This window comes from Pseudonocardia xinjiangensis, assembly GCF_050948425.1.
Classification (GTDB): Bacteria; Actinomycetota; Actinomycetes; order Mycobacteriales; family Pseudonocardiaceae; genus Pseudonocardia; species Pseudonocardia xinjiangensis.
In genome coordinates, this window is record NZ_CP192009.1 from 5,980,091 (window position 1) to 6,004,241 (window position 24,151).

The window sequence follows — 24,151 nt, forward strand, 5'->3', positions numbered from 1 at the left end:
AACTCTCGCCAGATGTCGGCATGCGTAGCAGGCGTGCTCATCCCCCGGCCCCATCTGTGGACTGACGACAGGATCGCACAACTCGACCAAGTCGCCCAACACGCACAGATCGCCAGTATCGATCAGGTTGACCGTGTCGCTCTCGCCATCGCTTAGCGTGATCGCCGTGACGGAGAGCGATGACGAAGAGGAGTTGACGACGGGGGTTGCAGCCAAGCGACTCGGTATCTCTCGCATGACTCTCGTTCGCTACGCCGACGAGGGCTACGTCTCTCCGTCTCGCGTGCTCCCGTCCGGCCACCGGCGCTGGAAGCTCTCAGAGCTCCAGCGTCAGCTCCGCGACCTCCCGCCTCGGGGACAGCGCGGAGGCGGCTGAGAAGTCGCAGGGCTCGCCGACGCCATACGCGATGAGCGCAGGCGTCACCGTGGAGCGGGCAACGGGCCGCCCCGGGTGACCACCTGCAGGCGCGGTGCGGTGGGGTCGCCCCCGGCCACCGCGATGTCCCCACCGATGTCGGTGCGCCGGACGGTGGCCCCTGCCCGTTCGAGCCCGCTGAGGAGCCCCGGATCGGGGTGTCGGTACCGGTTGCCCGCACCGACGCTCACCAAGACGGTGTGCGGCGCCACCGCGTCGAGGAAGCCCGCCGACGTGTAGCGGGAGCCGTGGTGCGGCATCTTGAGCACGTCGGCCCGCAGGTGGGCGCCGGAGGCCAGCAGGTCGGCCTGGGCCGCGAGCTCGACGTCGCCGGTGAGCAGCACGCTGGCCGCCGGGGTGGCGGCCCGCAGCACCAGCGAGCCGTCGTTGACCGCCGTGCCGTCGTCCGGGTCGATGCCGGGCTCGGGGTGGCGGGGGGCGAGCACGTCCAGGGTGAGCCCGGGCCATTGGAGGCGCCGCCCGGCCGTGAGCGCTACGAGCGGGGCACCGGCTTCTGCGGCGCGGCGGGCGACCATCTGCAGCGCCCAGCGCGGCTCGTGGACCGGGCCGACCGCGACCGCCCCCACCGGCCGCCCGCGCAGGGCGCCCGCCAGGCCACCGATGTGGTCGGCGTGCAGGTGGCTCAGCACGACCATGGCGATCCCCTGCACGCCCAGCCGGTCGAGGCACACGTCGACCGGGCCGTCGTCGGGACCGGCATCGACCAGCACGACCCAGCCGGGGCGGCCGGTGGTCAGCACCACGGCGTCTCCCTGCCCGACGTCGCACATCACCAGGTGCCACCCGGCGGGCGGCCACCCGGGCGGGGCGATCCGGGTGGGCACGAGCACCAACGCGAGCCCGAGCAGCACGGCGAGCAGCACCGCCCGCGACCGTGGTGACCGCCCGAGCACGAGCAGCACGAGCACCAGCACGCCGAGCAGCACGGCGCCCCCGACCCCGTCCGGCCACGGCAGCACGGCCCCTGGCACGGCCGCCGCCCGGTCAGCGACCAGGACGAGCCACCCCACTGCCGGCCCGGCCAGCCAGGCGCAGGCCTGCGCCGGCAGCGGCCCGAGTGGGGAGAGCACCGCGGCGAGCACCCCGAGGACGGTGGCCGGGGCGACCGCGGGCACCGCGAGCAGGTTGGCGAGCACCGCGATCGGGCTCACCTCCCCGCTGAGCCCGGCCACCAGCGGTGCCGTGACGAGGAACGCCGCGGCGGGGACGGTGAGCGCCTCCGCGGCCCAGGCGGGCACGCCCCGGCGGCGCAGCGCGTCGGTCCAACCGGGAGCGAGGAGCACCAGGGCCGCGGTGGCCAGCACGGACAGCGCGAACCCCGGGTCGACCGCCAGTGCCGGGTCGGCGGTCAGGAGCACCAGCACGGCCGCGGCGAGCGCCGGCATCGCCGACCGCCCGCGCCCGAGCGCCAGCGCCAGCAGCACCACCGCACCCATCACGGCGGCCCGCACCACGCTCGGCGACGGCCGCGCGAGCACCACGAACCCGGCCACCGCCGCGGCGCTCAGCGCCGCCGCGAGCCGGGGGTCGGCCCGCAGCAACCGCAGGAGGGCGAGCACGGCGCCCCCGACGATGGCGAGGTTGGCCCCCGACACCGCGAGGAGGTGGGTGAGCCCGGCCGCCCGGAAGTCGGCGTCGACCTCCGAGGTGAGCCCTCCGGTGTCACCGACCGCCAGCCCGGGCAGGAGTCCGGCCGACGCGGGCGGCAGCACCCCGGCAGCCTCGCGCAGGCCAGCGCGCAGCCCGCCCGCCGCGTCCTGCCACCAGGACGCGGCCGTGACCTCCTGCGGCGGCCCGCGCACCCGTAGTACCGCGACGGTGAGGTCACGGCGCCCGGCCGGGGCGAGCAGGCCCTCCGCGGTGGCCTCCTGACCGGGCGACAGCCCGGTCCACCCCTCCGCGGGCGCGATCAGCAGCACGCGGCCACCCGCGCTCCACCGCCCGTCGCCGACCTGCACGTCGGTGAGCACCGCCGGGACCAGCACCTGGCCCGCCGCAGCGGGACGGGAGCCGTAGGCCGCGTCGCGGATGGGCCGGGGGTCGTCGCGAAGCACCACCCGCACCGTGGCGGCCGCCCCCCGCTCGGCGGGCTCGCGCAACGGGTGTTGCACGAGGAGCAGCGTGTGGGCCGTGACCACCACCGAGGCAGCGGCGGCGCAGCCCGCGGCGGCGAGGACGGCGGCCCCGTGCCGCGCGCTGGACGTCGCCCGCGCCGGTGTCCCTGCGGCGCGACGCGCGCTCCTGGCGAGCACCAGTGCGGCCGCGATGATCCCGGCCGTACTGATCACTGCGGCACACACCCCGGCGACGGGGCCGAGCCCGATGCCGAGCAGCACGACAGCCCACGCCGCCAGCGCGGCGGGCACCAGGCGCAGATCCGGGGGACGCGGGGGTTCGGCGGGATCGCGGGCGCGCATCAGACCGTGACCAGCTCACGCAGCTGCCCGAACCGGCGCTCACCGATGCCCTCGATCTCGCGCAGCTGCTCGACGCGGGCGAACCGGCCGTGCCGCGTGCGCCACTCCAGGATCCGCTGAGCGGTGACGGGCCCGACTCCCGGCAGGGCGTCGAGCTGCTCAGGGGTGGCCGAGTTGAGGTCGAGCTTCCCCGGTGGCCTGCCGGGCGCCGCCGGGCCGGACCCAGGAGGCGCCGGGCCACCCGCTCCACCCGCCGCGCCGGGCAACGCATCGGGGGCCGGTGGCACGCCGACCGCGACCTGCTCGCCGTCGACAACCCGGCGCGCGAGGTTGAGCCCGGCGAGATCGGTGCCGGGGACGGGGCCTCCCGCGGCCGCCAGCACGTCGGCGACCCGGGACCCCGCTCGTACCTCCACCAGCCCCGGACGCACCACCCTTCCCGAGACGCTGACCACGAGCGGCTCGGCCGGGACCGTGGCGGATCCGGTCGTCGGCGCAGCGGGGGCCGGGACGGGGACGGTGGCCGTCTCCGCGGCCGCGGTGGCAGCCGGCTCGGCGACCACTGCCACCTCGGGCAGTCCACCGACGGGTTCGGCCCGCGGCCGCTCCACCCAGACCCCGATGGCGGCGACGACAGCGGCGGCGGCCGCGACCAGCGCCAGCGCGGTGGCCCCGGGGCGGCCGGGATCGACCCGGGCGTCACGCCAGGCGGCAGGCAGCAGCCGCCGCAGTCGCCCCGGCCGCGGAGCATCGCCCCCGCCGATCACGACCCGCGGGAGCGGCCCCGTCGGCTGGTCGCCGACCGGCACCGACCCCGCCGCCGGCGTCGAGTCGGGGCCGGGCCCGCGCGGAGGCATCCCCGGCGGGACACCGAGCACCGCGGTGAGCCGTCCGGGCGCGGATGAGGGGTCGGGGCGAGCCACGCCTCGACGCTAGGTCCGGTACAGGCCCCCGCCCCGACGACTTCGGGACCTGTGGACGGCCGAAGGGCGATGGGGACAACTCGCGCCCCGCCGCCCCTGCACTCCCCGAACCGTCACCCCTCCCGACCACACTGGACACCGGGGGGCGGCGCCCAGCCCCCCGACCATGATCGCCGCGAACCGCACCGGACCGCCCTCGCCAGGGCCACCACGCACGGCTCGCCGCGACCACCCGGCCCGAGACGCACCTCACCGCCCTCCCCAGGGCCACCACGCACATCTCGCCGCGACCACCGGCCGCGCGGAAGCGCGTCAGCGCTTCGGCACCACCACGACGCCGAGCAGCCCGAGCCCGACGTGTGCGCCGATCACGGCTCCGACCTCCGACACGAGCAGCCGGGTCGCCGCGGGCAGGCGTTCCCGCAGCAGGGTGGCGACCTCCTCCGCCCGGGCGGCTGCCCCGAGGTGGTGGACGGCCAGGTCGACCGGCCCGTCTCCCGCGGCCCGCACCGCGAGCTCCACCAGCCGCTGCGCCGCACGTGCTGTGGTGCGCACCTTCTCCAGCGGCACGATGCGGCCCTGCACGACGTGCAGCAACGGTTTGACGGCGAGCGCGGTGCCGACCAGCGCCGCGGCGGCCCCGATCCGGCCGCCGTGGCGGAGGCGGTCCAGCGTGTCGACGGAGAAGAAGACGCGGCACCGGCCGGCCACGTCGGTGGCGGCCTCCTCGACAGCGGCGGCGTCGGCCCCGGCGTCGGAGGCGTCGGCCGCGGCCAGCACCGCGTACCCGAGGCCCATCGCGGCCGCCCGGGAGTCGACGATCCGGATGCGGTGGGGGCCGACCTGCTGGGCCGCCATCCGGGCCGCGTCCCACGTGCCGGAGAGCTCCCGCGACAGGTGCACGGAGACGACGCTGTCGGCACCGGCGGCGAGGGCGCCGCTGTAGCACGCCGCGAAGGCGGCCGGGGTGGGCCGGGAGGTCTGGACGTCGAGGTGGCGGTCGGCGAGCGCGGCGCACAGCTCGGCGGTGTCGATGTCCAGTCCCTCGAGCCCGACGCGGGAGCCCAGGCGGACCTCCAGCGGTACCACGCCGATCCCGCGCTCCTCCGCGACCCCGGAGGGAAGGTAGGCGGTGGAGTCGGTGACAACGGCGACGGTCACGACGACGCACCTTATGGCACGGATGTCCGTCAGCGTGGCAACACGGGCCGCAGCACGCCGGCGCAGGCCGCGCCGACCTCCGCGTGCGCCTGCCATCCCCAGTGCATGCCGTCGGGGTTGCCGTGGCCGCCGAGCACGTGGTCGGCGACGAGGGCCCGCAGGTCGAGCACCGTGGCGCCGCACTCGTGGGCCCAGCGGCGGGTGGCGTGCTCGGCTGCGGCCCGCCCGGCGTGCACCGATCCGTAGGCGGCGGCGCGGTGCACGGCAGGCAGCATCGCGAGTACGGGGATCCCGGGCCGGATGGTGAGCACGGCCTGGCGGCAGCGCTCCAGGTACTGCACGGTCAGCCGCGGCGGGAGCGCGACCGGGCCACCTCCCGGCACCGTCGCGGCGAACGCGCGCGCGAGCGCGGGCTGCGCCTTCCGGTACCCGGTCCGCACCACCCGGCGCAGCCCGGCGGGGCGCAGCACCGGGATCAGCTCGCGCAGCGCCGTGGGCAGTGGCGACGGGAGGCTGTCCATCCCGCCGACCCCGAACACCAGCGCGTCGACGGTGGGCATGACCGTCCACACCCGCGGATCGTGGGTGAGGGCGTGCCAGGCGTGCCGGGCCGTCCACCCGATCCCGGCGACGAGCTCCGCGCGCCCGCCGAGTGCAGCGGCGGCGACATTGGGCCAGAGCCTCGGGTCGTCGGCGGGTTCGGCCCGGTGCGGGCCGTGGAAGGCGAGCGAGTCGCCGAGTACCAGCAGGACGGGGGCGTCCGCCGTCACTCCGGGCCGTCGGTGTGGATCACGACGTGCCGACGTTGTAGCCCGACAGCCGCCAGCGCGGGTGGTCGGCACGGCGGGCCAGCGTGGCCCACCGGCAGTTGCCGATACCGCCGATGGACGGCCAGGACGACGTCGGCAGCGCGAGGAGCCCGCTGACCAGACCCGCGATCAGGCCGCCGTGTGCGACCAGCAGCACGGTGGCTTCCGGGACCGACGCGAACTCCTCGTCCAGCTCGTCGATCACGGGGCCGGCGCGCCGCACCACGTCGACGCGGGACTCACCGCCCGGGGGCCGCCACGCGGGATCGGAGCGCCACGCGGCTATCGCACCGGGCCAGGCCTCGTCGATCTCCGGCACCGAGCGGCCCTGCCACTCCCCCAGATGCGTCTCGCGCAGCCGGGGGTCGAGCTTCACGGGCAGGCCGCAGGCGGCACCGACGATGTCGGCGGTGTCGACCGCGCGCCGCAGATCCGAGCTGATGAGCCGGTCGGGGGCGACCCGCGCGATCTCGGGCGCGACGGCCGCGGCCTGGGCGAGCCCGGTCTCGGTGAGCATCGAGTCGATGTGGCCCTGCATCCGGCCTGCGACGTTGTAGTCGGTTTGGCCGTGGCGGAGCAGCACCAGCCTCCGCAGGCTCACCCGGCCGCGTCCCCGCCGCCGACGGACCCCGCCCCGTCGGGCACGACCTCGGCCTCCGGGAACGCGATCCGCGGACAGTCCTTCCAGAGCCGGTCCAGCCCGTAGAACCCGCGCTCCTCGGTGTGCTGGACGTGCACCACGACGTCGACGAAGTCCAGCAGCACCCAGCGGCCTTCCCTCGTGCCTTCCCGCCGGGTGGGCTTCGCTCCGTGCAGGCGCAGCTTCTCCTCGACCTCGTCGACGATGGCCTGCACCTGGCGCTCGTTGGGCGCTGAGGCGATCACGAAACAGTCGGTGATCACCAGCTGGTCGGACACGTCGAGCACGACGATGTCCTGGGCCTTCTTGTCTGCTGCTGCGGCCACCGCCACGCGGGCCATGTCGAGCGCCTCGTCGGTCGCCGTCACCGTTCCCCTCTCCCGGTGGACCTGGGCCCACCTCGTCACGGCTATTGTCCCAGCCCCTGCCGGGACCGCTGGACTCGGCCACCACAGGGCGCCACCCGAAGGTTTGCCGTCGGGCGCATCCGGGGTAAGGGCGAAGATCAGGCGCATGTGCGACAAGGCAGCCGGGGGGCCGATGACGCAGGAATCGACGACACAGGAACCGACCGCCGAGGACGAGGTCGCTCGGGCCGCCGCCCAGGATGTGGCACGCCTGCTCGACCGCCGCGGCCTCAAGGACATCGTCGCGTTGGCCCGGCGCGTCCTACGTGACGCTCAGCTGCGTGCTCCCTCTGTCGCGGTACCACGCGGGAGCGACACCTGACCGGCCATCTGTACGCTGCGCTAGCATGAACGGCTTCCTGGGCGGAATGCCGCCGGCCGAGCAACTGATGACCCTGAACCGGGACGACCGGGACGGGTGTCTCGTCCTCATCGTGCACGGCGAGGTGGATCTGAGCACGGGCAGCCGTCTGATGGAGGCGGGGAGCGAGGCCCTGCACCAGGCCGCGGGACGACCGGTGGTCCTCGACCTCTCAGGCGTCGACTTCCTGTCCTCCTCGGGCATGGGGCTGCTGGTCGCCCTGCACGACGAGGGCCGCACGATGCGCACCCCGCTCCGGGTGGTCGTCGACGAGACGCGCTCGGTGATCCGTCCCATCCGGACGATGGGGCTGGACGAGGTGCTCGCGTTGTTCGGCTCCCTCGACGAGGCCCTCACGGCCTGACCGGTAGAGACGTCGATGGCGTACCCCGAAGATCTCGACGCGGTGATCTCCATGGTCCTCATGGCGGATCCCGTGTCGCTCTCGGTCGTGCGTCAGCGGTTCCGGCGGTGGCTGACCACGCTGCGCTGGCCGGAGCAGGAGATCGACGACGTGGTGATGGCCGTCAACGAGGCGGTCACCAACGCCATCGAGCAGATCCACCCGTCGGAGATCGGCGCCGAGGTGCGGGTGGCCGCCCGACAGTACGCCGAGCCGGACGGCGGACGGCGCGTCCTCGTCGCGGTGGCCGGGGGCAAGCTGTGGCGGCCGGAGCCCGCCGGCTTCCGCGGCCAGGGTCTCCTGATGATCCACTCATGCATGGACGACGTGGGCGTGAGCCGTGAGCACGACGGCATCACGATGATGATGACCAGCGCGAAGGTGCCCCCGCTGACCTACGAGCCCTGACCGCGTCCCGCCGTCAGTGCGAGGTGACGGGGGCGCCCTTCCTGCCGAAGAACTCGACCAGTCCCCGGGGGGAGTCGTCGGCGAAGCACAGGTCGAGCCCGCGGGCGGACTTCCGGGCGGCGACCGCGGCGCGCGGGAACATCGCCGTCTCGTACTGGTGGAGCGCACCCTCGACGTCGTCACCGTGCTCGATCAGCGCCAGCGCGAGCTCACGGGCGTCGAGCATCGCGGCGTTCGCGCCCTCGCCGGCGAACGGCGACATCAGGTGGGCGGCGTCGCCGACCAGGGTCACACCCGGGATGCGCGGCCACGAGTGGCCGGCGGGCAGGGCGTAGATCCGGCGAGCCGTGATCTCGTCGTCGCAGTGGCGGATCAGGTCGGTCAGGGCCGGGGTCCAGTCGGCGAACTCCGCCAGCAGGGCGGTGCGGACGGCGGCCACGTCCGACCAGTCGACGCCGCGTGTCTCGATCCAGTCCTCGGCGGTCCGCAGCATGGCTCCCAGGTGCAGGTCGCGGCCTCCGTGCCCGCCGAGGTTCTTGTTGTCCGACAGGGCGAACAGGCTCCCCGTGCCGGCCAGGGCGGCGGAGGCGGGCACCGTGGTCGGGGCATCGGTGACGTGGAACTCGACGCAGCTGATCCCGACGTACTCCGGGGAGGCGCTCGAGAGGAGTTGTCGGACTCGCGACCAGGCACCGTCGGCCCCGACCAGCAGATCGGCGGTCCGGCGCGCGCCGTTGGCGAAGGCGAGCTCGAACCGTCCGTCGTCCAGGCGGCGGGCCCGGCTGAGCTTGTGGTCCCAGACGACCCGTCCCGGGTGGAGCGAGTCCAGCAGCAGGGCGCGCAGTTCCGTCCGGTCGATCTCGGGTCGTCCGCCCTGGCCCGACCCGTCGCCGGGGACCTGGTCGATGAAGACGGTGCCCGCCTTGTCCATCACCCGCATCGCCTCCGCCTGCGGCCGGGTCAGCCGGCGGAACTGCTCGTACAGTCCCGCTTCGCGCAGGGCCGATTGGCCGGACTCGACGTGGAGGTCGAGCAGGCCACCCTGCCTCCGGGCGTCGGCGGTGGCGTCGAGTTCGTAGACGGTGCTGGCGATGTCGTGCTGCTGCAGGATGCGGGCCAGCACCAGCCCGCTGAGGCCGCCGCCCACGACGGCGATGGACAGGGCGGACGAGGAGGGCATGTCGATACCTCGAATGTGTCGGCAGTGAGACGTATACGGCGTATGTGACCAGTCATGTACACCGTAAACGTCCCATAGGATGTCCGCAACCCACGCGAGGAGCACTGCCGTGACCGACGAACCGCCGCCCGTCATCTGGGCACGTCTCTCCAGCCAGGGGCGGGGGCCGGCGCGCACCCTCGACCACACGGCCATCACCGCGGTCGCGATCGCCCTGGCCGACGAGGAGGGGGTCGACGCGGTCTCGATGCGCAAGGTCGCGGCGCGGATGGACCACAGCCCGATGTCGCTCTACCGGCACGTCGGCAGCAAGGACGACCTGACCGAGCTGATGTACGACGCGGTGCTGGGCGAGCTGGACCTGACCGGGATCCCGTCCGGGAACTGGCGGGCCGACGTTGGCCGGCTCGCCCGCGAGATGCGCCGGCTGCACCACGCCCACCCGTGGATCGCCCGGTTCGGGCACCGGCCGACCCTCGGGCCCAACGCCCAGCGGTTCCGCGAAACCGGCCTGGCCTGCGTGGACGGGCTCGGTCTCGACATCGACGCGATGATGGACGTGCTGGCCACCGCCCTGCAGTTCACCCGGGGCTTCGTCGTGCAGGAACTGGGCGAGGTCGAAGCACAGCGGCACACCGGCCTGGACTTCGCGGGCTACCAGCGCCAGGTCGGACCGTTCATCACGCAGTTGCTGCAGGGAGGACAGCTCCCCTACCTGAAGCGGCTGATCGTCGAAGCCGAGGACCACCCCGATCCGGACGTGGTGTTCGAGCGTCGCCTGGCGATGGTGCTCGACGGGCTGGCGGCCGCGATCGGCCGCCCGGCCTGACGACGTCTCAAGACATCGCTCTATCCCGTCCGGGCCGTGATCGTGCCGAGGGGAATGTTGCCCGACCAGCACCCGGGAGCCGTGTCGTACCGGAGGAATCCGGTGCCGCCCGCACCGCCGTCGCAGTAGGTGGCCGCGTAGTCCGAGTCGAGGAATGCGGCGTCAGGATTGATGTCGGTGCCTGCGAACGGTGCTCCGGGGAAGGTCTCCGCTCCCACGTTCAACCAGTTGTAGTCGCAGTTGTCCGGGGACGTGAAGCAGGGCTGCTGGCCGATCGGGTTCGGACCGAAGGTCGTGGTGTTGAACGCCACCGTCCAGATGACCTCCGCGGGCAGCACGGTGGTACCGGTGATGTCGATCGTGACCCGGTGCACGAAACCGTCGTGACAGGTGCTGTCCGATGGGTCGAACCACTGGCCTGCGTTGGCGCCGACGCAGTTCACCGGGTCGGCCGACGGGCGGTACGGAATGCTGCTCGTCTCCGTCCGGCTCGCCAGCAAGGGTCCGGGTGCCGGGACGGCCCCGGAGTTGTCCACGGCATAGACGTTGACGGTGATCGGGTGGTCGAACGTGGCCCCCGGCGTGGTCGCACAGTTGTCGCTGACCCAGTTCCCGCTCTCGCAGGCCCAGCTGACGAGCACCACCTCCACCGACTCCAGCAAGGAGCCGGCCCCGGACTCGAGCCCCACGTGGTCACCGAGTTGGCTGGTGCCGTTCGCCTGGAAACCGAGAGACGGCACCTGCACGGGCATGTCGTCCGGAATCGAGCTGTACACGATCTCCGACTCGCCACCGGGACCGGGACCAGGACCAGGACCGGGTCCGGGTCCGGGACCGGGGGGCGACGGGGGACGGTAGGTACTCCCGTCACCGACGTTGACGCAGTTCCCCCGCTGGCTCTGGCTCGGGAGCGACAGGATCGGGCCGAGGAGCCCGGTGGCGGTCGCGTCCTGCTCGACGTCGCACCGGTTGACCTGGTTTCGCTCGACGCCGCGGTCCGCCGAGATCGAGGTGCCGTCACCACGGTCGTCCGCGCCGGTCGCGAACGCCAAGGGGGCGAGCGCGAGTACGCCGGCCGCGGCAGTGGCCACCACGGCTCCAGCCTTTTTCAGCACAGCACTTCTCCTCATTGCGGGCCGGCGCGAAATGCCGACGCTCCGAGCCGACGCGTCAGCTGCCGGACCACAGTGAGGGTCTCGAGAGGGGAGCCTGCTGACCGGGGGTCAACCTAGCGCGTATTCCCCACTCAACCAAATACCCGGACACCACCGAATCAGGGAAATACAGTTGGTCAGGTTACGCATCTGATGGGGTGGAGTATTCCCGGTGAAATGGAGCGCGGAATCGATCGCTCTCCACGGAGAGTCGCAGGGACATCACCCGGAGGGTGACGACGGTCAGAGCCGCCCGTACTTGTTGTAGACGTCGATCACCGGGACACCCGCCTGGACCTCCTCGCGGACCTTGTCCTCGACGTCCTTGGCCTCCTCGGACTTCGCCAGCACCTCGTCCAGCGCGTCCTTCGGAATCACCAGCACCCCGTCCTCGTCCCCGAAGATCCAGTCGCCGGGGTCGACGCGGACCTGGCTGCTGGTCGTGCCGGTCATCGCGATCGGGACCTCGATGTCGTGGATCCGGGAGCGGCGCAGCGACTCGATCGGCGACGTGTACCGCACGAAGACCGACAGCCCGTCGATCTCACGCACCAGCCGCCCGTCGCGGATGCCGCCGTCGATGACGACGCCCGTGGCTCCGCGGGCGCGGCTGGCGTTGCTCATCAGCTCGCCCCAGATGCCGCTCTGACGCTCCCCCGCCGCGGCAACGACGACGACGCAGCCGTCGTACATCTGCGTGAAGACCCCGAAGTCGGCCAGCTTCGTGTTCGGAGGCATCTCCGCGCGCTCCCGCATGTCGGGGCCGGCCGCCACGGTGTAGGCGGGGCCGGCCACCTGCATCGCGTGGTCGAGCGGTGTGATCGCCAGGTCGAGGCACTGATGGGGCAGGCCCATCTCGTCCATGATGTCGTAGACCACCGCCGAGTACAGCGCCTTCAACCGCTTCGCGGTCTGCGCCACCCAGGCCGGGTCGGTACGTGCGGCTCCGTGTCCGTTCGTCATGTTCTGCGTTCCCCTCCTACTCGAAGATCCCGTAGCCGGGCACGGCGTGCGCACGCACGCCGTCCATGTCGAGCTCGACGCCGATGCCGGGGGTGTCGGGGAGGGTGATGTACCCGTCCTTGACGATCGAGCCGCTGCCGTCGGGCGCCGTGACGTAGCTGTCCCACACCTCGCGCTCCTCGAGCGCGTGCCACTCCTGCACGAAGAAGTTCGGGATCGCGGCGCACTGGTGCGCCGTGGCCATCGTGCCGAGCGGCGTGGAGACGAGGTGCGGCGCGAACGGCACGTAGTGCATCTCGGCGAGGTTGGCGATCTTCTTGGCCTCGGCCAGGCCTCCGCACTTCGGAACGTCGGGCTCGATCACGTCGACCGCCCCGCGTTCGAGCAGCTCACGGAAGCCCCACCGGAGGTAGAGGTTCTCGCCCGCGCAGATCGGCGTACGGGTCTGGGCGCGCACCCGGACGAGCGCGTCGACGTTCTCGGCGGGGACCGGCTCCTCCAGCCACATCAGGTTGAACGCCTCCAGCTCCCAGGCGATCCGGCAGGCGCTCGGCACGTCGTAGCGGGCGTGCAGGTCGATGGCCAGGTCGATGTCGGGGCCGATCGCCTCCCGGACCGCCGCCACCCGCTCCACCATCGTGCGCAGCTCGGCGGCGTTGACCGTGTGGTTGAACTCGTCGAACTTCGCGCGATGTTGCAGGTCGTCGATGTCGAACTTGATCGCGGAGAAGCCCTCCTCGACCATCCGCTGGGCCCGGTCGACGCAGCCCGACACCGAGCCGGCCGGGTCGTCGCCGTCGCCGCAGTCGGCGTAGAGGCGGATCCGGTCGCGGAACTTGCCGCCGAGCATCCGGTAGACGGGCTGCCCCGCGGCCTTGCCTGCGATGTCCCACAGCGCCAGCTCGATCCCACTCAGGGCGATCACGAACACGCCACCCTGCGGGCCGGCGAAGACCTTCCGCCGCCGGAGCTTCTCCCAGCACCGCTCGACGTTGCGCGGGTCCTCCCCGATCAGCAGGTGCGCCAGGTCGCCGATCATCCCGACGACAGCCCCCGCTCCGGCGTCGGGGTTCGCCTCGCCGAACCCGCTGATGCCCTCGTCGGTGTCGATCCGCACCAGCGTGGCGTGACCGTGATAGGCGACCACGGCTGTCGTGACGTTGACGATCCTCATGCTTCCCCTCCCGGGAGCAGCCATCCGCCGGACACGGTGGTGCCCACGGCGTGCTGTGGGCGGGCAGGTGCCCCGGGGAGGCCGGGCGGAACCCCTCCCCGGAACTCGGATATCAGGCCTGGTAGCGGTGCGAATCCAGCGACTTGTCCGATAAGCTGCAGACATGGCAAGGAGACAAGAGCTGGCGGACGTTGTCAAGGTCCGCACGCTCCCGGTGCAGGTGGCCGCCCACCTGACCCGCCGGATCGCCGACGGGGAGTTCGCGGACGAGCGCACCCCGTCGGAGCTCGACATCTCGCAGGAGTTCGGCGTCTCCCGCGCGGTCGCCCGCGAGACGATCAAGATCCTCGCGTCGCTCGACATCCTCGACGTCGCCCAGGGCAGGCGCGTCGTCGTGCGGCCCGCGACCGAATGGGACTACCTGAACCCGTTGCTGGCCGAGTGGCTGCCGGAGGAGCACGTCGTCGGCCTGCTGAACGAGCTGCACCAGATGCGGCTGCTCCTCGAACCGGAGCTGGCGGCCATGGCCGCGGCCACGATCACCGAGGAGACGCTGGCCGAGCTGCGGGCGGAGCTGGCCAGGATGGCGAGCCTCGAGGAGGAGCCGGACGACTACCTCGAGGTCGACCACGAGTTCCACATGGCGATCTGCCGGGCGGCGAACAACCGGATCCTCGACCGGATCATGTACTCCGCACGGTGGCTGGGCACCGCCAGCCGGCGGGTGACGAACGCGGAGCCCGGCGGCCTGCACCGCGCCACCGACGACCACGCCCGGATCTACGCGGCGCTCGAGGCGAGGGACCCCGCCGCCGCGCGCGAAGCGATGCGGTCACACCTGCAGCAGACCATCCGGATCCTCACCGAGAAGCAGCAGAGGACGAGGACCCGTAGGGCGAAGCGGTAGGGCACGACGGCTCGGCCGCAGAGCCGCGGCGAGCCCCCTTCGATGTCCCGGCGTCGGGACGGAAGGACGGTGCGAGTTGGGAGCGAGCGAGAAAGGGCCGATCCGGCTCGGGCTGATCGGCACCGGGCTGGCCGTCGAGAAACTCCACTGGCCGGCGCTGCGCCGGCTCGCGGACCGGTACGTCGTCACGGCGTTCGCCGACCACTCCGTCGCCCAGGGCGAGCGCTTCTCGTCCTACAGCGGCGTCGACATGGCCGGCTTCACCACCGACCACCACCGGCTACTGGCCCGCGACGACGTGGACGCCGTGCTGATCTCGGTGCCGATCCCCTCCCTGTACGAGGTGGCGCAGGACTCGCTCGCGGCCGGCAAGGACGTGCTGTGCGAGAAGCCGGCCGGCACCGACGAGGACCAGGCGCGGGCGTTCCTCGCACTGGAGGAGCGGTATCCGCAGCGCACGGTCCTGATCGGGGAGAACTACTTCTACCGCGACGACATCCGCCATGCGCGCGCCCTGCTGGACGACGGCGCGATCGGCAAGCTGCACCTGATGGCGTGGCGCCGCGCCAGGCGGCTGGTGCCGTGGGAGGGCGTCTTCGCCGGCACGCCGTGGCGGCACCGGCCGCAGTACCGCGGCGGCGTCCACCTCGATGCCGGTGTCCACGACATCGCCCAGATCCGGATGCTCTGCGGCGATGCCGTCCGGGTCCACGGGGCCGCCCAGTGGGCCAACAGCACGATCGAGGCACCGTCGGACCTGACGCTCAACCTGGTCTTCGCCTGCGGCGCCATCGGCAACTACACGGCCACGTACTCCGAGATCGCCGTCCCGAAGGAGACCGAGGACCTGCGGCTGTACGGGACCGAGGGCGTGCTCGTGCTGTCGGGCCCGGAGTCGGAGCGGCAGGTCACGCTGACCCGCGCGGACGGATCGACGCAGACCGACGTGTTCCGCGGGATCGACAACGGCTACCACGCCGAGCTCTGCAACTTCTCCGACGCCGTCCGGCACGGTGAGCCGGTGGTGGGCACGGTCCGGCAGAGCGTGGCGAACATGCTGATCGTCCTGCGCGCGCTGGACTCGGCCGAGCAGGACACCGTCATGGCGCTCGACGACGCCCCGCCCGGCGGGGGCGGCGTCCCGCTGTGGCGGCCACGGGGCGGGTCCGGGCTGTTCGACGGCCTCCCCGGGGAACGTTCGACAAGAACGGCGATCTCGACCGTTGACAGACAGTGATTGCCCTTTTAGGGTGACCCGCGTCGCATTACGTGATACCGCGTTCCGCTACACGAAACCCGAGTAGCACAACACAGCGCTCTCTCCGGCAAGGGGGCCGGTGATCGCTGCGCCGCGCCCCGAATTCGGATTCTCGAAAGGCGCATCGAGCCGCCGTACCGGGCTCGTTCCTCGCACGACCGGGGAGGTGGACAACCTCCCGGCCCCCGTCGGTTGCACTGTCGCCCCGTCGGCACGCGTCCTCTCGAACAGGACGCAAGGAGGAGTGGTCATGACCCAGCGGTCGGAATGGTCCAGACGGAAGTTTCTCGGGACGAGCGCGCTCGGAATTCTCAGTCTCAGCGCGTGCGGGGGTCAGGCTGCCGCCCCGCAGGTGCAGGTCGATGTCCCGCAGGGCGTCATCGATGCGGCGTCCGGCCTGCGCGGAAGTTCGATGGGGATGCTCTCGCAGAAGCTCTACTCGGAGTCGGCGAACGCCGCGCTCGACCGCTCGATCCAGGCCTTCGCCGGCGCCACCGGCACCACGATCGAGAACTCCCTCGTCCAGGCCGACTCCGGCGACATGGTGGCCAAGACCGACGCCGAGGTGAAGGCCGGAAACGCCCGTGACCTGGCGTTCTTCACCGACTCGCGGTTCATCGCACAGTTCCACAACCTCGGCGACCTCACCGACGTCACCGACGTGGTGGAGGAACTGAGGGCCCAGTTCGGCGAGCCCGCTGCCGAGACCAAGAACTACTGCGTCTTCGACGGCCGGTGGTATGCGATCCCCTACCACTTCATCGGGGTCGGCTCGTTCTTCCGCAAGGACTGGCTCCAGGAAAAGGGTATCGAGCTGAAGGACGCCTATACCTGGGAAGAACTGCGGGACATCGCACTCGAGATCTCCGACCCCGCGCAACGACGTTTCGGGTGGGGTCAGACGGTGAACCGCTCCGGCGACGCCAACGGGTTCATCGAGAACGTCATCAACACTTACGGTGGCGCGATCTCGTCCAACGACGGGCTGAAGGTGGAGTTCAACTCGCCGGAGACCGTGGCCGCGGTCACGTTCATGGGCGACATCTACACGAACCCGAAGTACAAGCCGATGCTCCCGCCCGGCATCGAGAGCTGGACCGACTCCAGCAACAACGAGAACTGGCTCGCCGGAATCATCGGGTTCACCCGCAACCAGTACAGCGTCTACGCCGACTCGAAGACGAAGCAGAACCCGGTCTACGCCAATACGCACCCGTTCATCGACGGAATCGGGCCCGCGAGCGACCGCCCGATCACCTTCGGCCAGTCGCAGGCGTTCGTCGTGTTCAAGGGAGCGAAGAACCCGGATCTCGCGAAACAGGTGGCGAAGTACCTGGCGAGCGGCACTCCCCTGCTCGGCGTGGCGAAGGAGGCCCCCGGCCTGGTCAACCCGGCGTGGGACAAAGTGTGGGACTCCGACCCGTACTACACCAGCGGCGACCCCGCGTTCTCCGCCCTGCGCAAGATCACGCAGCAGCCGCTGCCGCTGACCACGTCGACCGGCTACGCGTTCCCGCAGACGCCCAGCTCCGGGCAGCAGGCCAGCGTGGCCGCCTACCTGCTGACCGACATGATGCAGTCGGTCGTCCAGGGCACGCCGCCCGCTGAGGCGGTGGCCACCGCGCACGACCGGATGGTGCAGATCTTCGAGCAGCAGGGCCTGCGGCAGTGACGATCCTGCGTCCCCGGCCGGCTCCGGTCGCGCCGGCCGTCACCCGGGCGTCGCTCACCTCCGTTCAGCGCCTGCTCGGCCGGGACTGGCGGCTCGCCGCGGTGTTCATGGCCCCCACGGTCATCCTGGTCGCCGCGCTGATCCTGTTCCCGATCGTCAGCTCGGCGATCACCAGCACCACCGAGCGGCACGGGGCGGAGACGGTCTTCGTCGGCGCCGACAACTACACGGCCCTGATCGGCGACGAGCTCTTCCACACCGGCGTGGTGAACTCGTTCGTCTTCACGGCGTACGCCGAGATCTTCAAGGTGGTCCTCGGCCTGATCGCCGCGCTGATGCTGCACCACATGCGGCGGGGGAAGGCGATCGTCGCGGGGGTGCTGCTGCTGCCGTGGGTGGTGCCCACCGTCGTCACGGCCTTCAGCTGGCGGTCGCTGTTCGACCCGATCTTCGGCAGCGTCAACACCCTGCTCACCGACTCCGGGATCGGCCCGGTGCTGGCGTCGCTGCACCTCGTCGACGCGTGGCCGGCAGGCTGGCTCTCCGACGCCTCGCTCGCCATGCCCTCGGTGATCCTGGTGAACGTCTGGAAGGGCATCCCGTTCTTCACCGTGACGTTCCTGGCCGGGCTCAAGGCGATCGACCACGGCCTGCACGAGGCCGCGATGGTGGACGGCGCGTCGCCGTGGCAGCGGTTCGTGCACGTCACGCTGCCCGGACTGCGCTACGTCATGATCGTCACGGTCCTGCTGTCGTCCATCTGGACGTTCAACAACTTCGACCTGATCTGGCTCATGACCCAGGGCGGTCCGGGCGACGCCACCGCGCCGTACGTGATGGTGGCGTACTCGAAGGCGATCCAGCAGCTGCAGTTCGGCGCGGGCGCCGCGGTGACGCTGGTGATGGTGCCGATCATCGGCATCCTCGTCGTCATCCTCGTGCGGATGATGCGGCGCAGCGACGCCCCCGGCGCCGGGGACCTCGGCCGCAGCCGGCTCACCCCCGCGCAGCGCAAGGCCCTGCCCTGGGTGGCCGTCGCCGTCGCCACGGCCGCATTGGCCTGGGCGTCGCCGCAGATCATCTGGAAGGCCGCACTGGTGCTCGGGGTCTGCGTGGTGCTCGCCGCGGGCGTCGGGCGCGCCATCTCCACACTCGCCGCGCGCGGCAGGGAGAGGGCCGCACGGACGGTCAACGGCGTCGGGTCCGGCGTGGCACTCATCGGGCTGCTGCTCTTCGTGCTCGGCCCGCTCTACTGGATCGTCGTCACGGCGTTCAAGTCCGACACCCAGATCACGATGCGGACCAGCGACCTGTGGCCCACGCCGTGGAGCATGGAGCAGTTCACGGACCTGTTCACCAGCCAGCCGTTCGGCACCTGGTACCTCAACACGATCCTGGTGTCGGTGGCCTCCACGGTGATCGCGCTGATCTGCGCCGCGCTGTCGGGCTACGCGCTCGCCCGGCTGAAGTTCCGCGGCTCGGAGAGCTTCACCGTGACGATCCTGCTGACGTACGTGATGCCGGGCGCGCTGCTGTTCATCCCGCTGTACCAGCTGATGAGCGGGATCGGGCTGAACGACTCCCTGTGGTCGCTCGTCATCACCTACCCGACGTTCACGCTGCCGTTCGCGACGTGGCTGCTGGTGGGCTACTTCAAGTCGATCCCGGCCGATCTGGAGGAGGCCGCGCTCACCGACGGGTGCACCCGGTTCCAGGCCTTCTACCGGATCGTGCTGCCGCTGGCCAAGCCCGGCCTGCTGGCCGTCGCGCTGTTCACCCTGACCAACGCGTGGAACGAGTTCCTCTTCGCCTTCGTGTTCATCACGAAGGACGGCTACAAGACGCTGCCCGTCGGGATGCAGTCGATGATCTTCGGTGACGTCGTGCCGCAGGGTCAGCTCGCTGCGGCATCGTTGCTGATCAGCATCCCGGTCGTCCTCATGTACGCCTTCGGGCAGCGGTTCCTCACGGAGGGCCTCACTGCCGGGGCGGTCAAGGGATGACCCCAGGCTCGGACGGGGCGCCGGCGTCCCGGCGGGGACGCTCCAGCCCCGTGGGGACGTCGGTGGAGAAGGCGATGCGGATCCTGGAGGCGCTGGCCGTCGAGGACGGGCCGCACCGGCTGATGGACGTGGCGGAGCGGGCAGGTGTCCCCCGCTCCACCGCGTACCGGGTGCTCGCCACGCTCGGCGCGCAGGGGTTCGCCCAGAACTGCGGCGACGGGCGCTACGGGATCGGCAGCCGCCTCGGCGGCCTCGGGGCGCGGGTCGTCCGGATGCTGTCGACCGGGGTCGGCCCGACGCTGCAGGAGCTGCAGCGAGGCGCGGGCGGCAACACGGTCCATCTGGCCGTCCGGGTCGGTGACCACGCCGTCTACCTGCACAAGGTCGACAACGACAAGCCCTACGAGATGCGCTCGCGGGTGGGCAACCAGCTGCCACTGCACAGCACGGCGATCGGCAAGGCGATCCTCGCGCACCTGCCGCCCGGCGAGGTGGAGGCCATCGTCACGACGGCGGGGATGGCGTCGCGCACCCCGGCCACGATCACCGAGGTGGGCGCGCTGCACGCGGAGCTCGCCGACGTGCGCGAGCGCGGTTTCGCCCTCGACGACGAGGAGAACGAGCTCACGGTGCGGTGCATCGGCGCCGTGGTGCTGGACCGCAGCGGCCGGCCCCGCGGCGGCATCAGCGTCTCGTCGGTGACGTTCATGCTGGACCGCGAGGAGCTGCTCGGCTACGTCCCGCTGCTGCAGGCCACCGCCCGGAAGGTGGCCGGCCTGATCTGACCCGTACGACCCGACGAGAGAGAGAAGGCGAACCGGACGTGCGCATCCAACCCGGCAAGGACGACCTCGAGGAGCTCACCGCAGCCTGGACGGGCGAGCGCTTCGGCTCCGGCCGGCCCCGCGTCCCCGACGAGGTGCTGGCGAGCCTGCGCCTCGCCACCACCGAGGAGGCGTGGGGGTTCCTGTTCCAGGCCGGCTACGTGCGGCAGTTCGCCGGCGAGTGGCGGGAGACGCACCCCGGCACCGTGATCGTCGGGCGGGCCGTCACGGCACAGTTCCTGCCGCACCGGCCCGACCTCGACGCGGTGGTGGTGGAGGCCGGCAGGCGGGAGGGACACCTGGAGGCCGACCGGCAGAACTCCTGGGTGATCGAGACCCTCGAGAACGGCGACATCATGGTCGTCGACATCTTCGGCAAGATCGTCGAGGGCACGGTGGTGGGCGACAACCTCGGCACCGCCGTGGCCACCCGCACCGGCGTCGGCGCCGTGATCGACGGCGGCATCCGCGACCTGCAGGGCCTGCAGCAGCTCGGGGGCGGGGTCAACATCTTCCACCGGGCCGTCGACCCGACACCGATCCGCGGCGTCACCCTCGCCGGGATCAACATTCCGATCCGCATCGGCGGCGCCACGGTGCTGCCCGGGGACGTCGTGCTCGGGACGCCGACGGGCGTTGCGGTGATCCCCGCGCATCTCGCCGCCGCCGTGGCCGCGGCCAGCGAGGACACCCGCGTCCGGGACGTGTTCGGCAAGCAGCGCCTGTCGGAGCGCCGCTGGACGAGCGCGCAGATCGACGTCCCGACGTGGAGCGAGGAGATCGAGGCCGACTTCCAGCAGTGGCGCGCGGCCCGCGCCGGAGAGGAGCGCTGACGGTGACCACCACCAGCAACGAGCCGTCCGTGATCACCGAGGAGCACATCAGCACCGCGTCGCGGCCGAGCGCCCTGCGCATCACCGACCTGCGGGTGGCCAACCTGCACGGGGTGCCGTTCCGGTCGTCGATCATCCGGATCGACACGAACCAGGGCCTCGTCGGGTACGGCGAGGTGCGCGACCAGGCGAGCGCCACCTACGCGCTGATGCTCAAGAGCCGCCTCGTCGGCGAGAACCCGTGCAACGTCGACAAGGTCTTCCGCAAGATCAAGCAGTTCGGCTTCCACGCCCGGCAGGGCGGGGGCGTGTCCGGCGTCGAGATGGCGTTGATGGACCTGGCGGGCAAGGCCTATGGCGTGCCGGCGTACGCGCTGGTGGGCGGGCAGTTCCGGGACTCGGTCCGGTGCTACGCCGACACGCCGTCCGTGCCCGACCCGCACGAGATGGGACAGCGGCTGCTGGAACGCAAGCAGCGCGGGTTCACGATGCTCAAGATGGACGTGGGCGTGGACCTGCTGTGGGACATCCCCGGCACCCTGATCGCCCCGCCCGGCGCCCGCGAGACAAAGACGGTGATGCACCCGTTCTCCGGCATCCAGGTCACCGCGAAGGGCGTGGACCACCTGGCGAGCTACGTGGAGACCGTGCGTTCGGTCGTCGGCTACGACGTGGCGCTCGCCGCCGACCACTTCGGACACATCGCGCTCGACTCGTGCATCCGGATCGGGCGCGCGCTGGAGCCGTTCACGCTGGCGTGGATCGAGGACCTCATCCCGTGGCAGTTCACCGACCAGTGGCGCCAGCTCACCGAGGCCGTCGCCGTGCCGACGTGCACGGGTGAGGACATCTACCTCACCGAGGGGTTCAAGCCGCTGCTCGACGCGGGCGCGGTCCGGGTGATCCACCCCGATCCCGCCACGTCCGGCGGCATCAGCGAGACCAAGCGGCTGGGCGACTACGCGCAGGAGCGCGGTGTCGCGATGGCGCTGCACCTCGCGGCGTCGCCGATCGCGACCATGGCCTGCGTGCATCTGGCGGCGGCCACGGAGAACTTCCTGGCACTGGAGCACCACGCCGCCGACGTGCCGTTCTGGAGCGACCTCGTCACCGACCTGCCCCGGCCGCTCATCCAGGACGGCCACATCATCGTGCCCGAGACCCCCGGCCTCGGGTTCGGCGACATCAACGAGGAGCTGTTCATGACACATCTCGACCCCCGGGACCCGGTGTTCTTCTCCGAGTCGACGCACTGGGACGGCGAGTCGAGCCACGACCGGCTCTGGAGCTGAGCATGCGGATCGCCGTCACCGGGGCGGGTGGAAAGCTGGGGCGCCACGTCGTCGCGCGCGCACTGCTCGCCGGCCACGACGTGGTTGCCGTCGACCTGCCGGCAGCGCTCGGCGAGTTGCAGCAAAGCCAATTTGACGCAACGACGTTGCCGCAAAGTGGCTTTGCTGCAACCGTCGAGTGCCGGGCCGCGGACCTCACCCAATTCGACGAGGTCCGGGCCGCGCTCGCCGGGACCGACGCCGTGGCTCACCTGGGCGCGCTCATCCACCCCCGGTACCCGGAGCCCGTGGTGCACCACACCAACGTCGGCGGCACGCACCACGTGCTGGTGGCGGCCGAGGAGCACGGGCTGGACGCGGTCTGCCTCGCGTCGAGTGTCAACGCGATCGGCGGGATATTCAGCGCGACCCCTCGCTACGACTACCTCCCGATCGACGAGGAGCACCCCACCTACTGCGAGGACTCCTACAGCCTGTCGAAGTGGATCGGCGAGCAGCAGATGGCGGCGTTCGCCAGGCGCCGGCCGACCGTCACATTCTCCGCGCTACGGCTGCACGCCCTCCGCCAGGACTTCGCCGCCGCCCGCCGGCCGGCCGAGGACGACCGGGACCCCCGGGAGCTGTGGGGGTGGACGTCCTTCGACTCCGCGGCAGCGGCCTGCCTGCTCGCCCTGCACCGCAGCACGCCGGGGCCGGCCGTCTACAACATCGTGGCCGCCCGGACCAGCACCGACGTCCCGTCGGAGGAGCTGGCCCGGCGGTGGTACCCGGACGTGCCGCTGCGCCGGCCGCTGCCCCGGAACACGGGCTTCTGGGACACCGGAAGGGCACTCGCCGAACTCGGCTGGGACGCCGAGGACGAGCATCCTGCGCTGTCGGACAGGGAGCGGAACGCCCGGTAAGGCGGTGGACGGAGACCATCGCGACCCCGTCCACCGCCGCACCGGCGCTACTCCACGAGCGCGGTGATCTTGCCGAGCGGCTTGTTGGTGTCCCAACACGATGTGGTGTCCGTGTCGAGCCGGAGGAAGCCCGTGCCGCCCGCACCGCCGTCACAGTAGAAACCCGGCTGGTTCGAGTCGAGAAATGCGCCGTTGGGGTCGATGTCGACCCCGACGTACGGTGCTCCGGCGAAGGTGTCGGCTCCGAGGTTCAACGAGTCGTAGGTGCAGCCTTCCACCGTGGCGACACAGGGGGCCGGACCGATCGGGTTGGGCCCGGCGTTCGTCGTGTTGAAAGCCACCGTCCAGATGACCCGGTCAGGCAACGGCGTGCCGGCCGGGAAGTCGAACCTCAGCCTGAACGAGATGCCGCTGTAGCAGGCATTGTCGGACGGGTCGAACCATTGACCGGCATCGGCGCCCGTGCAATTCACCGGGTCGGCCGACGGGCGGTACGGAATACTGCTGACTTCCGTGCGGGTGGCCAGCAGGGCGCCCGGCGTCGGAGTGGGACCGGAATCGTCCACGGCGTAGACATTCATGGTGATCGGGTGGGCGAACGTGGCCCCAGGCGTGGTCACACAGTTGTTGCTGTAGAAGTTGCCGACCTGACAGGCCGAGCTGTCCAGCACGACCTCCAGCGACTCCAGCTCCCGGTCGGGCCCTCCGGCGAGCCCGACCTCGTCGCCGAGCTCGCTGGTGCCGGTGGCGTTGTAGCTGATGGAGATCACGTGGCCGGGCAGGTCGTCCGGGATCGAGCTGTAGACGACCTCGGAGTCAGGGCCGGGCCCGGGAGGAGGAGGCGGCGGCGGCGGACCGAGGGAGCTCCCGTCACCGACGTTGACACAGTTGCCCTGCTGGCTCTGGGAGAGGATCGGGCCGAGAAGCCCCGTAGCGGCTGAGTTCTGCTCGAAGTCACAGCGGTTGACCTGGTTCCGCTCGACGCTGTCGTCCTCGATGACGAACGAGGTGTTGTCATCTCCGTCGCCGCGGTCGTCGCGGTCGAGCGCGAATGCCAATGGGGTCAGCGCAAATATGCCGGCCGTGGCGGCGACCGCCACGATTCCAGCCTTCTTCAGCACAGGTGTTCTCCTCATCGCGGGTCGGCAACAGGGCCGACGCTCGGAGTCAGCGCGTCGGCCGAGGCCAACTGCGG

At 71.6% G+C, this 24,151-nt stretch carries 24 protein-coding genes; 13 read left to right on the forward strand and 11 right to left on the reverse strand.

From position 1 onward, the window contains the following. The first annotated feature begins 166 nt into the window (after positions 1-166). Positions 167-376 (forward strand): MerR family DNA-binding transcriptional regulator, encoded by a 210-nt coding sequence (locus ACQPZA_RS28130; protein ID WP_433275178.1) that lies wholly within the window; start codon positions 167-169, stop codon positions 374-376. A gap of 44 nt (positions 377-420) precedes the next feature. Here ACQPZA_RS28130 and ACQPZA_RS28135 read toward each other — a convergent pair whose 3' ends face one another. From ACQPZA_RS28135 to rsfS, 6 genes are all read right to left on the reverse strand, one after another. Further along, entirely contained in the window at positions 421-2,853 is a 2,433-nt protein-coding gene (locus ACQPZA_RS28135) for a ComEC/Rec2 family competence protein (protein WP_433275179.1), read from the reverse strand. Beyond that, positions 2,853-3,776, reverse strand: coding sequence for a ComEA family DNA-binding protein (locus ACQPZA_RS28140; RefSeq protein WP_433275180.1), 924 nt, complete (start codon positions 3,774-3,776; stop codon positions 2,853-2,855). The genes ACQPZA_RS28135 and ACQPZA_RS28140 overlap by 1 nt, the downstream gene beginning before the upstream one ends. A gap of 312 nt (positions 3,777-4,088) precedes the next feature. After that, positions 4,089-4,937, reverse strand: coding sequence for a DegV family protein (locus tag ACQPZA_RS28145; RefSeq protein WP_433275181.1), 849 nt, complete (start codon positions 4,935-4,937; stop codon positions 4,089-4,091). A gap of 29 nt (positions 4,938-4,966) precedes the next feature. Continuing rightward, on the reverse strand, positions 4,967-5,707 hold the full coding sequence (octT, locus tag ACQPZA_RS28150; protein WP_433275182.1) for a diglucosylglycerate octanoyltransferase: 741 nt from the start codon (positions 5,705-5,707) through the stop codon (positions 4,967-4,969). Positions 5,708-5,726: 19 nt separating this feature from the next. Further along, positions 5,727-6,347: a histidine phosphatase family protein gene (locus ACQPZA_RS28155; RefSeq protein ID WP_433275184.1), complete on the reverse strand. Its 621-nt coding sequence runs from the start codon at positions 6,345-6,347 to the stop codon at positions 5,727-5,729. Beyond that, the gene (gene rsfS / locus ACQPZA_RS28160; protein WP_169395711.1) at positions 6,344-6,754 is read right to left on the reverse strand and encodes a ribosome silencing factor; all 411 of its coding nucleotides are present in this window, start codon (positions 6,752-6,754) and stop codon (positions 6,344-6,346) included. The genes ACQPZA_RS28155 and rsfS overlap by 4 nt, the downstream gene beginning before the upstream one ends. A 172-nt stretch (positions 6,755-6,926) precedes the next feature. On the opposite strand from rsfS, the gene ACQPZA_RS28165 reads away from it, so the two are divergent. From ACQPZA_RS28165 to ACQPZA_RS28175, 3 genes are read left to right on the forward strand one after another with little or no spacing between them, the layout of a single operon-like run. After that, entirely contained in the window at positions 6,927-7,115 is a 189-nt protein-coding gene (locus ACQPZA_RS28165) for a hypothetical protein (RefSeq protein WP_433275185.1), read from the forward strand. Positions 7,116-7,140: 25 nt separating this feature from the next. Further along, positions 7,141-7,518, forward strand: coding sequence for an STAS domain-containing protein (locus ACQPZA_RS28170; protein ID WP_169395709.1), 378 nt, complete (start codon positions 7,141-7,143; stop codon positions 7,516-7,518). 15 nt (positions 7,519-7,533) lie between these two features. Further along, positions 7,534-7,965: an ATP-binding protein gene (locus ACQPZA_RS28175; protein WP_169395708.1), complete on the forward strand. Its 432-nt coding sequence runs from the start codon at positions 7,534-7,536 to the stop codon at positions 7,963-7,965. 13 nt (positions 7,966-7,978) lie between these two features. Here ACQPZA_RS28175 and ACQPZA_RS28180 read toward each other — a convergent pair whose 3' ends face one another. Beyond that, the gene (locus ACQPZA_RS28180; protein WP_433275186.1) at positions 7,979-9,145 is read right to left on the reverse strand and encodes an FAD-dependent oxidoreductase; all 1,167 of its coding nucleotides are present in this window, start codon (positions 9,143-9,145) and stop codon (positions 7,979-7,981) included. A gap of 109 nt (positions 9,146-9,254) precedes the next feature. On the opposite strand from ACQPZA_RS28180, the gene ACQPZA_RS28185 reads away from it, so the two are divergent. After that, a complete protein-coding gene (locus tag ACQPZA_RS28185) occupies positions 9,255-9,974 on the forward strand; it encodes a TetR/AcrR family transcriptional regulator (RefSeq protein WP_433275187.1) in 720 nt (239 codons plus the stop codon). 20 nt (positions 9,975-9,994) lie between these two features. On the opposite strand, the gene ACQPZA_RS28190 is transcribed toward ACQPZA_RS28185, so the two are convergent. The 3 genes from ACQPZA_RS28190 to ACQPZA_RS28200 all read right to left on the reverse strand — a co-directional run bounded on the left by ACQPZA_RS28190 (position 9,995) and on the right by ACQPZA_RS28200 (position 13,265). Beyond that, complete coding sequence (locus ACQPZA_RS28190) at positions 9,995-11,089, reverse strand: hypothetical protein (RefSeq protein ID WP_433275188.1); 1,095 nt, start codon at positions 11,087-11,089, stop codon at positions 9,995-9,997. 282 nt (positions 11,090-11,371) lie between these two features. Beyond that, entirely contained in the window at positions 11,372-12,091 is a 720-nt protein-coding gene (locus ACQPZA_RS28195) for an RraA family protein (protein WP_433275189.1), read from the reverse strand. Positions 12,092-12,107: 16 nt separating this feature from the next. Beyond that, a complete protein-coding gene (locus ACQPZA_RS28200) occupies positions 12,108-13,265 on the reverse strand; it encodes a mandelate racemase/muconate lactonizing enzyme family protein (protein WP_433275190.1) in 1,158 nt (385 codons plus the stop codon). A gap of 163 nt (positions 13,266-13,428) precedes the next feature. Between ACQPZA_RS28200 and ACQPZA_RS28205 the strand changes: the two genes are divergently transcribed. The 8 genes from ACQPZA_RS28205 to ACQPZA_RS28240 all read left to right on the forward strand — a co-directional run bounded on the left by ACQPZA_RS28205 (position 13,429) and on the right by ACQPZA_RS28240 (position 22,956). Next, positions 13,429-14,172 carry a FadR/GntR family transcriptional regulator gene (locus ACQPZA_RS28205; RefSeq protein ID WP_211174095.1) on the forward strand — a complete coding sequence of 248 codons (744 nt, stop codon included), beginning with the start codon at positions 13,429-13,431 and terminating at the stop codon, positions 14,170-14,172. A gap of 76 nt (positions 14,173-14,248) precedes the next feature. Then, positions 14,249-15,409: a Gfo/Idh/MocA family protein gene (locus ACQPZA_RS28210; RefSeq protein WP_433275191.1), complete on the forward strand. Its 1,161-nt coding sequence runs from the start codon at positions 14,249-14,251 to the stop codon at positions 15,407-15,409. Positions 15,410-15,782: 373 nt separating this feature from the next. Next, a complete protein-coding gene (locus ACQPZA_RS28215) occupies positions 15,783-17,102 on the forward strand; it encodes an extracellular solute-binding protein (protein ID WP_433275192.1) in 1,320 nt (439 codons plus the stop codon). Then, a complete protein-coding gene (locus tag ACQPZA_RS28220; RefSeq protein ID WP_433275193.1) occupies positions 17,099-19,105 on the forward strand; it encodes an ABC transporter permease subunit in 2,007 nt (668 codons plus the stop codon). The genes ACQPZA_RS28215 and ACQPZA_RS28220 overlap by 4 nt, the downstream gene beginning before the upstream one ends. 50 nt (positions 19,106-19,155) lie before the next feature. After that, positions 19,156-19,890 carry an IclR family transcriptional regulator gene (locus ACQPZA_RS28225; protein WP_433275194.1) on the forward strand — a complete coding sequence of 245 codons (735 nt, stop codon included), beginning with the start codon at positions 19,156-19,158 and terminating at the stop codon, positions 19,888-19,890. A 38-nt stretch (positions 19,891-19,928) separates the two neighbouring features. Further along, entirely contained in the window at positions 19,929-20,762 is an 834-nt protein-coding gene (locus ACQPZA_RS28230; RefSeq protein WP_433275195.1) for an RraA family protein, read from the forward strand. A gap of 2 nt (positions 20,763-20,764) precedes the next feature. Continuing rightward, positions 20,765-22,054 (forward strand): mandelate racemase/muconate lactonizing enzyme family protein, encoded by a 1,290-nt coding sequence (locus tag ACQPZA_RS28235; protein WP_312859072.1) that lies wholly within the window; start codon positions 20,765-20,767, stop codon positions 22,052-22,054. 2 nt (positions 22,055-22,056) lie between these two features. Then, the gene (locus ACQPZA_RS28240) at positions 22,057-22,956 is read left to right on the forward strand and encodes an NAD-dependent epimerase/dehydratase family protein (RefSeq protein WP_433275196.1); all 900 of its coding nucleotides are present in this window, start codon (positions 22,057-22,059) and stop codon (positions 22,954-22,956) included. Positions 22,957-23,003: 47 nt separating this feature from the next. On the opposite strand, the gene ACQPZA_RS28245 is transcribed toward ACQPZA_RS28240, so the two are convergent. Continuing rightward, positions 23,004-24,077, reverse strand: coding sequence for a hypothetical protein (locus ACQPZA_RS28245; RefSeq protein WP_433275197.1), 1,074 nt, complete (start codon positions 24,075-24,077; stop codon positions 23,004-23,006). Positions 24,078-24,151: the final 74 nt, after the last annotated feature.